Annotated in this window: 7 protein-coding genes and 2 pseudogenes; 4 read left to right on the top strand and 5 right to left on the bottom strand. The window is 36.7% G+C overall.

From position 1 onward, the window contains the following. Positions 1–51: 51 nt before the first annotated feature. A complete protein-coding gene (locus A3H37_07870; GenBank protein OGL47937.1) occupies positions 52–852 on the bottom strand; it encodes a hypothetical protein in 801 nt (266 codons plus the stop codon). A 267-nt stretch (positions 853–1119) separates the two neighbouring features. Here A3H37_07870 and A3H37_07865 point away from each other — a divergent pair, with 267 nt between their 5' ends. Beyond that, positions 1120–1695: a hypothetical protein gene (locus A3H37_07865; protein ID OGL47936.1), complete on the top strand. Its 576-nt coding sequence runs from the start codon at positions 1120–1122 to the stop codon at positions 1693–1695. A 310-nt stretch (positions 1696–2005) separates the two neighbouring features. On the opposite strand, the gene A3H37_07860 is transcribed toward A3H37_07865, so the two are convergent. After that, positions 2006–2908, bottom strand: coding sequence for a hypothetical protein (locus tag A3H37_07860; protein OGL47935.1), 903 nt, complete (start codon positions 2906–2908; stop codon positions 2006–2008). Between the two features lie 272 nt (positions 2909–3180). On the opposite strand from A3H37_07860, the gene A3H37_07855 reads away from it, so the two are divergent. The 3 genes and pseudogenes from A3H37_07855 to frdB all read left to right on the top strand — a co-directional run bounded on the left by A3H37_07855 (position 3181) and on the right by frdB (position 6621). After that, entirely contained in the window at positions 3181–3786 is a 606-nt protein-coding gene (locus tag A3H37_07855; protein OGL48062.1) for a hypothetical protein, read from the top strand. Beyond that, a pseudogene (locus tag A3H37_07850) lies at positions 3786–5585 on the top strand (fumarate reductase flavoprotein subunit). Before A3H37_07855 ends, A3H37_07850 begins: the two are co-directional and overlap by 1 nt. A 301-nt stretch (positions 5586–5886) precedes the next feature. Beyond that, positions 5887–6621: a fumarate reductase gene (frdB, locus tag A3H37_07845; GenBank protein ID OGL47934.1), complete on the top strand. Its 735-nt coding sequence runs from the start codon at positions 5887–5889 to the stop codon at positions 6619–6621. Positions 6622–6846: 225 nt separating this feature from the next. Here frdB and A3H37_07840 read toward each other — a convergent pair whose 3' ends face one another. The 3 genes and pseudogenes from A3H37_07840 to A3H37_07830 form a co-directional block, all read right to left on the bottom strand. Further along, positions 6847–8196: a 23S rRNA (uracil-5-)-methyltransferase RumA gene (locus A3H37_07840; protein OGL47933.1), complete on the bottom strand. Its 1350-nt coding sequence runs from the start codon at positions 8194–8196 to the stop codon at positions 6847–6849. 523 nt (positions 8197–8719) lie between these two features. Further along, a complete protein-coding gene (locus A3H37_07835) occupies positions 8720–12511 on the bottom strand; it encodes a hypothetical protein (GenBank protein ID OGL47932.1) in 3792 nt (1263 codons plus the stop codon). 57 nt (positions 12512–12568) lie between these two features. Then, positions 12569–12755: pseudogene (locus tag A3H37_07830) on the bottom strand (hypothetical protein).

Below are 12755 nucleotides of genomic sequence, written 5' to 3'. Positions count from 1 at the left end.
GGCCAAAAGAAGTGTTTACATTATTGAACTTGCCTTATTTGATATTTATATTTAAAACCTCACCAACGGCGGCAGGGTCTGAAGAACCATTATCTCTGGGTCTATTCCCATTTCAAGACCAAACCTGAACCCTTCATCTTCAACAAGGTTGAACTCAACCCATCTCCCCCTTCTGTAAAGCTGTTTTTCCCTTTCTTCCTGCGTAAATGGTTCATCCTTCCGTCTTTCAACAATCAATGTATATGTTTTTACAAATGTTTCAAGAAGGTCTTTGACAAAATCAAACTCATCCTCATGAACATCAAATCCAATTCCATGTGCGCCACCCCTTGGCTCGTTTCGATACTTTAGCCAGAAATTCTGCTCAAGTTTTTTTCTCATAGGCTCATATTCCTTACCATATTTTTTGCACAGATTCTTCATTTCGTCTCTGTAAAGCTCAACATCTTCTTCAAAAGGGAAGTAGGGTGATAAATCTGTTCCGCCTGCAAACCTTCCTTCTTTTGCCTTCCTGTATCTTATGCTTATATTGCCAATAGGAACTTTAGGACTAGCCATATGACTGCATATTTCAAAAACTTTCATTACAACCTCTGTATTTTTACTTTCAGCAACATCTCTCATCGCTTCAGGAACATTTACTGATGCAGGGATTTTTTTTATTTTGTTTGTGCGGCAAACGCTTACCTTTTCAAAAACCTTTCCTCTGATGATATTTAGCTCAGCGGTTCCATCAGGAGTTTTCCAGATTTTTTTTTCAACAAGGTCAGCGCCTTCAATTTTTGTAAAGTTCCCGATAGCCTTTTTTTTCATTGAATCAAGAAAATCATCTATTTCTTTTAAATTATCCATTTGCGGTTCCTTTATAAAGAGTTTTTATTTTATAGTTGTTAAAATAGATTTTTTATATTAAAAAATCAAAACTTTTTCTGATAAAAACCTGTAAGCTATTATTCATGCAGTTCCATTATTTAATTGGTGATTTGTAAAATTTTTGAAAAGTTTCTTGACTTAAAATTCACATTTTAATATATAGTATGTTTGGAAAAGGTACGGTTATAAAAGAATATAATCTATTTTCCATATAAATCAAATTTTTAAATTTCAAGGAGGAAACTTATGCCGGAAGACAAAACAGATTGGAAGCAACTACACCGTTTTGCACAGATGAGAGGGTTTGGAATTATGGGACTTATGTCAATAGATGTGCTTAACAAGTATGGAAAAGATGGAGAAAAATTACTTAGAGAATTTTTCATTAAAATTGGTCAGGGTTCTGCCAAAGCATTTCTGGCAGAAACAAAGCCCGGCAAAGAGAAATCAGATTTTCAAAACTACTGTGACTGGCAGATGTGGTTTATGTCAAGCCAGAGGGCTGATAACTCAGGTTCTAAGATAATGGACCCAGTTGAGGTTCTTGCTAAAGACAAGGACGGAAATCCAACACACGTACGTGCAAAAAGAATCGGATGCATGATAAACAACGCATGGGATATGATGGGGATTAAAGATATAACCATGAGAAAAAAGCTTTGCAACATATTCACAGAGATTGACTACGGTGTAAGGGATGTAATTGGAAAAGACTGTGTTGAGTTTGTAAGATTTGACTGCCAGAGCGAGAGAGAACATGGTGACCCGGGTCTTCCACAGGGAAAACCATACTGCATATTTGAAATCAAGATAAACAGATAAGTTAAAAAAACTCAAAAGTAAAAAATCAAAAGCCCATTCTGAAGAAATTCTGAATGGGCTTTTTTATTTTACTTCTAAGAGATTACCACAAGCTGGATATCAAAATTCAGGTCTTTTCCAACAAGGGAATGGTTGGCATCAAGTGTCACAAGTGTTTCAGTAATATCAATAACTATAAATGCAATTATCCTTCCATCAGGCTGATTTGCCTGAAAACGATGTCCGATTTTAGGAGTTACGTGGTTAGGGAAGCGTTTTCTATCGACATAAGCATGTAAAGTTTTGTTGTGGTTATTAATGCATAATTAAGTTATTTTAAGACTTCTATCTGCTTTCGGCTTTCTAAAACTATCTCAGGCTTTCCTTTGTATTCTTTAATATAACCTGATACAAGAACTTTTTTACCTAAATAATACTTTTCAGGATTTTCAGGAAAGCGTGAAAAGTCTGATGAGAAGATAACTGCTGTAAGATAATGGTTGTAATCTTTATGGAAGTTGAGAAAGCAGGCTTTCCCTGAATTATATGTAGAAACAATCTTTCCCTCAACAGCGCAGTACTCTCCATAGTGCTTATCAGCGTCCTGCCACTGAATCACAGCAGGTGTTCCTGCTTTTTTATTTTTTTTAAATAATTGCCTGCTCCATATTCCAATCCCTTTTCCTCTTGCCTCTTTTTCAAGCCTGATAAATTCAGTCTTTTTAGTGAAAGAAAACCTCATATACACGCGAGCATAACCCTGTCTTATCATTTCAGCATTAAGAAGTTTGTTTCCCATAAAAACATAGGCAAGAATTCTTCCGTATCTGTCGCGGATTCCATCTGTTTCATACCCAAGTGTACATTCCTTTCCCTCTGCGAGCTGTTTTAAAAACTCTTTTGCTTCCTTTCCATACCATTCTCCCGGAATATCATCGTGCTGAATCTCAGGCGCATCAACACCAATCAAACGAATTTTTTCCCTGTTGCTGAGGACAAGAGTGTCTCCGTCAATGACATAAGTTATGCGGAATGCTCCCTTGGGAAGTGTTTGCCGGAGTTTAGTTTCTGCCGGATATTCTTTAGATGAGACAAGGATTGAAAGGGTTCCCTTCCATTTGCTGAGAGGTTCTATTCCTTTATATGATTTTAAAAGGAAACCTGCTTTTGTCAGAATAAAAGCTGTTATAAGAACTGTAGAAATTCTTATGAATCGGTTATGCAAAATTTTCATAATGAATATTTCTGATTATAAAAATATTAAGCTTATTTTCTGCAATATCAACAAAATTTTTACTGGAGGTATTCTCTTGATTAAAAAAATATAAAGTCATAGAAATATCTTGACTTTTTTATGATTTTGAATAAGTAGGGTGCGGTTTTTAAAAGTTGCATTGGTATTATTTAGGGTAAGGTTTTTAAATTAATTTTTTGCAGGAGGAGGGCAGGGGAGTGTTACTTCAGGATGCATTGACAAAAAATAACAAAGCTGACTTGCTCGTTGATATGGCTGAGCTTGCCAGCGGACTTCTTCTCGTGGGATTTTTATGGATTCACATGCTCTTTGTCTCAACAATTATTCTGGGACCTGGCATTTTCAACAATGTTCCTACACTTCTTGAAAAATACTGGCTTTCCCAGATAGGAATCCCGATGATAATCCTCTTAATAATTATTCACATGATTCTTGCCGGAAGAAGAATTCCAAACCGTTTCTCGGAAATGAAAATAGTCATCAAGCATTCAAGGCTCTTAAATCACTATGACACATGGACATGGCTTTTTCAATGCGTAACAGGTTTTGCAATAGGAATTCTTGCAGCAGCACATATATGGACTGTTGTTTCAAAATGGGATATCAACATAGCAATCAGCTCAGGAAGGGTGATTCAGTCACCATATTTTTTATTCTATATAATACTTCTTCTCTGCGGTGAATATCACGCAGGGCTTGGTTTATACAGGGAAGCAGTAAAGTGGGGATGGATTGACAGGAAAAAAGTCAGTTGGGTTTTGAGCGCAATAACAATAGCTATATTAACTCTTGGAATAGTTGCTCTGTTTGTTCTCAAGGGATATGCAGATATCAGTGGAGCAGGAGGGGTGCAATAATGAGTGGAACAAATTCATATATTACAGATGTACTTGTCGTAGGTGCTGGTCTTGCCGGCGAGAGGGCTGCAATAGAAGCAGCATCTCATGGTTTTAATGTAACACTTTTAAGCCTTGTTCCTCCGAGAAGGTCACACAGCACTGCAGCACAGGGAGGAATGCAGGCTTCCTTAGGAAATGTTGCAATGGGCAAAGGGGATAACTCTGATGTCCACTTTCAGGACACAGTGAAAGGATCTGACTGGGGATGTGAACAGGATGTGGCAAGGCTTTTTGCTAATCTTGCACCTGCTGCAGTAAGGCAGCTTTCATACTGGGGATGCCCGTGGAACAGGGTTACACCAGGAAAGAAAACACTTACTGACGGAAGGGTTGTTGAGGATTCAGAGGATAAAGTTGGTTTGATAACTGCAAGGGATTTTGGAGGGACAGCAAAGTGGAGAGCCTGCTATGTATCAGATGTTACCGGGCACGCAGTCCAGTATGCCCTTGACAGTGTTGTTGCAATGCACGGAATTACAGTTCACGACAGGATTGAGGTAATTTCTCTTATTCAGGACGGAGAGAAGTGTATAGGTATTGTTGCAAGGTGCCTGCGTACAGGCGAGCTTCGCACATATCTTGCAAAGGCAACAGTTATTGCAACCGGTGGGCATGGAAGGATTTACGGAGCTTCAACAAATGCGGTAATAAATGAAGGTTCAGGGATGTTTATTTCCTTAAATACTGGAATTGTACCTCTGGGAAATATGGAAGCTGTCCAGTTCCATCCTACTGCAATAATTCCTTCGTTTATTTTAATAACAGAAGGTGCAAGGGGAGACGGCGGTTACCTTCTTGATAAAGACCTTCACAGATTCATGCCAGATTATGAGCCAAATAAAAAAGAGCTTGCCTCAAGGGATGTTGTTTCAAGAAGGATGATGCATCATATAAGAATAGGAAAGGGTGTTGACAGCCCCTATGGTCCTCACCTCTGGCTTGACATCAGGCATCTTGGAAGAAAGCATATTTATACAAACTTAAGAGAGATAGCAAATATATGCAGGGATTTTAATGGCATAGACCCTGCCGAGGGACTCATTCCTGTAAGGCCTACACAGCACTATGCAATGGGAGGTATAAGGACAAATATTGATGGCGCTGCATACGGATTAAAAGGTCTTTATGCAGCAGGTGAAGCAGGATGCTGGGATATGCACGGCTTTAACAGGCTTGGAGGTAACTCTCTTGCAGAGACAATTGTTATGGGCATGGTTGTAGGTAAAAAAGTTGCTGAGTTTGTTTCAGGAGTTGAGTTTTCTTATAATGAAAAAATTGTCAGGGACCATGTCAAGTTTCAGGAAGAAAAAATTAATAATCTTATTTCAGGTAAAAACGGGAAAGAGAATGTCTATGCATTAAGACCTTTAATGGAGAAAATACTCCAGGATAAGGTTTATATATTCCGTAACGGAAAAGACCTGCAGGAAGCGGTAAATTCCCTGCAGGAGCTTTACAGAAGGTCATTAAAAATAGGGCTTAAGTCAAGCGGAAAAGCTACAAACCCTGAGCTCGGAACAGCGATGAAAATGCCCGGAATGCTGAGACTTGCTCTCTGCATCGCTTATGGTGCATCTCAGAGAACTGAAAGCAGAGGAAGCCATTTCAGGGAAGATTATCCAAAAAGAGATGATGCAAACTGGCTTAAGAGAACACTTGCTTACTGGAAAGATGGAGATGATCTCCCAACTCTGAAATATGAACCAGTGAAAATAACTGAAATACCTCCTGGTGACCGCGGATACGGAGAATCAGCAAAACCAGCAGAAAAAATAGAGCTAACTGATGATAAATCAAGAGAATCCATTCCTAAGGATATTAGGAATTCTGTATGGAAAAGAGATGAGGGGAAATGTGTAGAGTGTGGGTCTAAGGAAAAGTTAGAGTTTGACCACATTATTCCTATTTCAAAAGGTGGTAGTAATACAGAGAGGAATCTACAATTACTTTGTGAGAATTGCAATCGAAAGAAATATAACAAGATATAAAAATTTCTTCATTTTACGTTTACAATTTTAAATTTACAATTTCCAATATTGTAGATTAGGAGGATCAAGAATGGCTGACAGGACATTGAGCTTTTCGATATTCAGATATAGTCCAAATATACCCGGGGATAAGCCGAAGATGCAGGACTATGAGCTTCAAGAAATGCCTCATATGACACTCTACATGGCTTTAAACAAGATTCGTGAGGAACAGGACGCAACACTACAGTTTGATTTTGTCTGCCGTGCAGGCATCTGCGGTTCTTGCGGAATGATGGTAAACGGTAAAATAAAACTTGCATGTAAAACCATGACAAAGGATTTAAAAAAGAAAATAACTCTGATGCCACTGCCTACATTTAAACTTATAGGAGATTTATCTGTTGATACAGGAACTTTTTTCATGGAAATGAACAAAAAGACTGAGTCATGGGTTCATACAAGTAAAAAATTTAATCCTGATATAGAAGAGCGAATGGATAATGATTCGGCTTCGAAAATATATGAAGCAGACAGGTGCATAGAGTGCGGTTGCTGCATTGCAGTCTGTGAAACTGTAAATATCCATCCGGAATTTCAGGGCGCTGCAACAATTAACAGAGTAGCAAGGTTTATTTTGGACCAAAGGGACGAAAGAAGCCCTCAGCAGTATTTTGAAGTGATTGGAAATGAAGAAGGAACATTTGGTTGCGTGGGGCTTATGGCTTGCGATGATTTCTGTCCGCAGGAAATACCTCTTCAGTTACAGCTTGCCTTTGTCCGCAGAAAGATGCTAAAGGCTGGTCTTGGATTTAAAAATCTGTGAAATAGTTATTTTTTATAGCTACACTTTATGAAGCCATTACCCAATAATGGTAGGGACTTCGTCTTCTACGCATAACCCTAAATATTATGTAAATTTTGAATCAAACCCCCATCTATCAACAAAACAGCAAAGTTTACATAATATATCTTATCAGACATAGACAAATCATATCAGGTTAACCGGGAATGTCATTGCGAGGAGCAAAGAGACGAAGCAATCCCAATTTTAGAGCGGATTTTTCTCCAATTTTACGAGAGATTCTATATGGTATGTCTGAGGAAACATATCAAAAGGCTGGACAGAGCTTAATTTATAGCCTCTTTTTGAAAAGAACGAAATGTCTCTTGCAAGTGTTGAAGGGTTGCAGGATAAATATATGATTTTTTGTGGATTAGCTGAGGATAATGTTTTTTTCATTTTTTCACTGCAACCTGCCCTTGGAGGATTAATCAGGGCAGTATGACAGGATATTCCCTCATTTTCGAGTATTAAAAGCCCGTCCTCAGCTTTTTCATTATAAAAATAGCAATTCTTGATTTTATTAGATTTTTTATTAAAAATTGCATCATTTATTGAAGAAGGAGATTCTTCAATCCCAAACACAGAATCTGCTTTTCTGGATATTGGGATTGTGAATGTACCCACTCCGCAATATATATCAAAAATATTATCCTTTTTCTTTGGATTTACAAATTTGATAATTTCTTTTATTAACGTATCATGGAGAGAGTAATTTACCTGAAAAAAGCTATCTGAGGAAACCCGGTATTTTGTATCTTCAATTTCTTCAAAAAGATATGGCTTTCCTGAGAAAACTTTTTTCCTTTTCAAATTAATAACAAAGCCATCAATGTTTTTCTCTTGTTCCTTAATGTGGCTATAAAGCCTTTCCATATGGCTTTTATTGATTTTATTTAGTGATGATGCAAGGAGTATTTTTTTTGTTGAGTTGCTGATGATTATCTCAATATAGTTCAGGTTATTCAACAAGTTATCTTTATCAATTTGACTGAATACATTAATTAACCCATTGATTTCCTGCCGGCATATTATGCATTCATTTATGTGAATAAATTTGTGTGAGTCTTTTTTAAAAAAACCGAGTTCAATTCCTTCTTTTGTTTTTGAAATTTTAAGCTGGGCGTTTAATCTGTAGAAAAATGGTTCAGGAGAGGGGATGATTGGATAAACTGAGAATTCCTTAAATCCCCCTACCCTCTTTAATGTTTCATTTAAGATATGTTCCTTGAAGCCTAACTGTGCCTGGTATCTGATGTGCTGGTAATCGCAACCGCCGCAATTATAAAAATAAGGACATCTTGGAGTTATGCGGTCTTTTGAAGGTTTAATGATTTCGACTGCCTCTCCAATGTAATAGCCTGACTTTTCCTGTATTACCTTAACCCTTACTGTTTCTTCAGGAATTACCTTTGGAACAAGGATAGCTTTATCAAAAACCCTTCCAAGTCCATAACCACCGTAAATAAGCTTTTCAATTTTTGTTACAAATTCTTCGATGGCAAAACTCCTCTTATTATCACATTCACAAAACTGTGACTTTATACCTTTTGTCATTGCGAGCGTTAGCGAAGCAATCTCATTTTCAGTTATTAGTTAATAGGTATCAGTTTTTGGTTAGATTGCTTTGGTCGCTTTGCTCCCTCGCAATGACATCCAAGCAGACCTTTTCTTATTGTAAACCTGATATAGCCTTTTTGATGGCTTCCTCAGCATCCTTTGCTTCAATAATTTCTTCTGATATCTTCCATGTATCAATTCCGATAACTTTTTCCCCTATTTTTAAAGCGATTGCTATCTCTGAAAGTGTTCCGTACAATAAGATTATTCCTTATTTTGCCATCCCCTTCCCTACTTCATAAGCAACCTGATAATCTTTTTCAGAACACCTGGATGCTCCTATTACGCCGATTTGTAAGGTCATATCATTATGACATTCATTTGGATTTTTCAAAGATATCATTTTATTTTCTTGAGAGCATCACTATAGGATATATTTTGAAAATATCAATTAAAAACTTTTATCAAAGGGAGGGGAAAAAAATTGCAATGGGAATCTGACGTTTCTCTATCATATCTTTTATGAATTTATTCTTTGCAGCAAGAAGGCCATCTTTTTTATAGTTATACTATATTTCTTAGAAGCTCTCCTTTGGGGTTTTCCTGAGTCTTTTACCTGTATTTTAAAGGAAAATTTTCCAGCTTTTTTGGGTCTACCATAAATTCCACCACTTTTTTTATCAAGCTTCAAACCCAGAGGAAGCCTGCCACTAACCTTTAACCATTTATATGATGGTTTCCCGCCAGTAGCTTCAAAGGTAAAGGTATACTGATTCCCGACCTCTCCATCAGGCAAAACTTCAGAAAGTATTGTCAAAGCCTTACGTATAATGTAATTCTCTGTTTTAATATCTCCGGCATTACCAGCCGTATCAACAGCAAAAAACTTCAAAGTAGTATCAGAGCTTATTATTATAGGTTCTGTGTAAACACTTGATGCAATAGTTGGCTCTAAACCATTAAGGGTATAATAAATAGTTGCAGACTCGTTTGTCGTAAGAATAACAGTCTGGCTTGTAGTATATGTACCTCCCACAGGAGAAGCAGTGGTAACAGGGGGGATTATATCAGGAGCAGTTATGTCTATTACATAATTCTCTGTCTTTACCACTTCAACATTGCCTTCCTCATCAACAGCAAAAAAGTTAAGGGTTGTGTCAGAATCTATTGATATAGGTTCTGTGTAAACACTTGATGCAATAGTTGGCTCTAAACCATCAAGAGTATAATAAATAGTTGAGGGTTCATCAGCACTAAGAGTAACTAATTGAGAAATTGAATATGTTCCGCCAGAAGGTGATGCTGTGGCAACAGGCGGAGTTGTATCAGTGTTAGGTAAAAGCCTTAAACCCGGATCACCTAAAAGTGTAAAAGTCGCCACAATATCCTGTGATACTCCTTTCCCAAAGGCTGAGATTTTAGCCTGTGTGGTCGCATATCCTAAATTACTTCTCTTCTTTTCAAAAATAGTTGAGAAAAGTTCTTTAGCCAAAATGCTATGTTCTTCAGGGTATCCAATGCCTGTAGGTCCGTAAAATGCAATGGCGCCTTTGTCTTTAGCCCTTAAGAAATCCTCACCTAAGGAAAAGTTCTGGGAAGACTTAGTAGAAGGAAGAGCAAAATATGCATTCAAACAATTAAGAGTAACCACAAAGGTAAGTTTCTCTTTGTTGGTAAGTGAACCGATATCAGAGGGCTTGAATATAACCTCTGTAGCCCATTTTGTCAAAGACCCATGCCCTGAATAATTTGTGAGCAGAGCTCCATCATTTATATAATTAATAATATCACTTGTAGCATTTGCTGGTATTGGATAATTCTTAAGATATACCTCCCTGCTTATAAAGTTAGCAGATTCCAATTGAGTTGCAAGCTCATCAGAAAGGCTTTCAAAGATACTCAGGTCATTATCAGCTACAAGAAGCACATTTTTCTTCCAGCTAAATTCATTTTCGCTATAAGAGATTATCTTATTGATAACTGCATCTGCATCTTCTTTGCTTTTTACAGGTATTCTTCCTATAAACATATCAGGCAGATAATCATCTCCATTTACGCATACAAACCAGTTATCAGACGGCGTCTGGCCAAAAATATTGGTGTCGAGCATATAAGTTGGCACATAGTTTATCGTGTGGGCGTAAAGGTTACCTTTATACTGAACAAGGTTCCCTTTATAATCAAAATTAGCGTCTCCAACTAATAAGACATAAGTCGGTCTTGGCAATGTCCAGTTTTTATAAGCGAATTTCAAAAATTCTTTTATTGCTGTTGGGTCAAAAATGCCATAGCTAAAGTTGTCGTATATATCCTCTATCTTTACAACTTCTACCCTCAAACCCTTGCTCTTCCTGTAATCAGAAAGAGGCATAACACTCTGATAGAAATCCTCATGAGTTATTATAATATAATCAGCGCCTGTTATAGAAGATTTAAGGTCCTTAAAGGTGACAAGTTTAATATCAGAAGCAGAAGGCTTTTTTATTTTTGAAGTGGTTAATGCAATATATTTTTTATTATTTTCAATATTGTCATTAAATTTTACTTTATAATAATTTCCTGATGATTCAACAGAAGAATTTAGAACTCTTAAAGGATTATCCTCCTGTGTTATATCATAGACTTCAATGTCACTGCCTGAAAAATTTGTTATTTCAAAAGTCTTCTGACCTGTGCCCTCGTATGAAAACATCAGGAAGTCATTTTCTGCAATAATTTTTTTTAAAAACTCTACCTCAAACCAGTTAAGATAAAAGCTATCCACATTTGAACCTGTGTCTCCGGGCGCTTCAATTTTCAAAACATTTGCTCCATCGCGGAAAAGGGATTGGGAAATAAGTACCTCTTTAAGGTATCGGGTCTGCCCCTTCCACAAGCCATCATCTATTAAATTTTCATTCAGATAAACCCTTACATGGTGATCAGGGTCATCCATTTCAATATTTTCTGTTGCTCCTTCAAGGCCAAATCTTAAAAGTATATCATCTCCTGCATCTGCAAGATTATTCAACTGGAATGAAAATTCCTTTGAATTCTGAGCTTGTATCTTTGCCCATAACCAGTGGTCATTATCTATGGAGATAGGTTTATTTTGCCAATATTCACCATTCTCTTCAAAATGAGCAGTTTCCTTAAAATAAGGTTCTGGGGCAGAAGACGTGGAAGGAGTCCCATCTGTTGTTGACATTCGAAGACCATTTCCTTCTCCAAATGATAACCAGTAAACATTTGCCTTTGTGTATTCACTCCTGTTTCCCCTGCCATAGAACAGGATATAGTTATCAAAAACATATAATGGTATTTCCTTGCCGCCAGTTTTCATCTTTATATTTTCAGGAGGGATTTGTGATATGTTTATTCCGAGATTCTCAATCTCAGAAAAATCTATTCTATAAATTCCATCTTCTTCTATATAAACCTTTACTAATTCTTCCCCTGCGCCGGACAAACTTTTGTTTTTACCTCTGTAAAGATTTTTATTAAAATTAACTGGTTTCTTTTTCTCATACCCCAGACTTCTATAGTTTATTAAAAGGCTTTTTAACATCTCCTCATAAGGTCCATTTCCTTTTATCCCTTTCTTGAAGTTTTTTACCGTTCCGTTCTCAGGAATAAAAACTATCTCAAGCCTTATACTTTCATGAAACTTCATTTCCTTTGATGCAGGATTGCACTGAATTGGGTATATCTTTATCTGAGCAAGTTCCTGCTCACGCATATAGCCTGTAAAGGTTATTTCAGCCAATTTTGCAGGATAGAAGGAGTTTCTTAGATAGAATGACTTATCAATTGAAAATTCTTTGCCAAGATATTTTATCTTTTCCTCTTTTTTAACAAATATCCTTGGAGATGGATAAAGGTTATATCCTTTAAATATTGAACTTTTTGTATTTAAAATACTAATCTTAATTCTTTTTTGAGGAGGAATCCCTATCAATATGCTTTTAAAAGGAATTTGAGGCTTGCCCTTTTCTCTTGTAATCTCAAGCCCTGGAATTTCAATTGATTTATAAGAAGTGTTATTATGAAATTCTTTCCCTGTATCAAAATGAGAGGTTTTTAGCTCAAGAACTATTCCATTTTCATCTTCTTTTAAAATTTTTATATAACTTGATTTCTCTTCACCTTTCAGATCAGGAATAGCAAGGAAAGTTAGAGAGATGAAAGATATTAGGAGAATAGAAAAAAAAACTTTTGGAAATTTACACCTGAATGGTTTAATATTTTTCCGCACGGGGAATTCAGGTTGTTTTTTTGTTAAAGTTAATAACAGATATGAAGGTCTGTTTCTACAGATATTCATTACATCCAATTTAACCCCCCATTCCCCTTTACAAAAAAATGGGGGGGGAGATTTGAAAGACTTATATTATTCTACAACAAGGCTTGAAGCTGCGCTGGTAAATGACTTGCCTTTGCTATCCTTACCAATGGCTCTCCAGTAAATACTTCCATTTTTTTTGCCCAGTTTCTTAACCTTCTTCAACATTCCTTTTGTCAGCTTAGTTGAGTACTTTGAACTCCAGCTGCTCTTTGGTATGGATAAAGTTTTATTA

The sequence above is a fragment of the Candidatus Schekmanbacteria bacterium RIFCSPLOWO2_02_FULL_38_14 genome, assembly GCA_001790855.1.
Classification (GTDB): domain Bacteria; phylum Schekmanbacteria; class GWA2-38-11; order GWA2-38-11; family GWA2-38-11; genus 2-02-FULL-38-14-A.
Note: the sequence above shows the minus strand (reverse complement) of the source record. Positions and strands in the feature narration are given on the sequence as shown.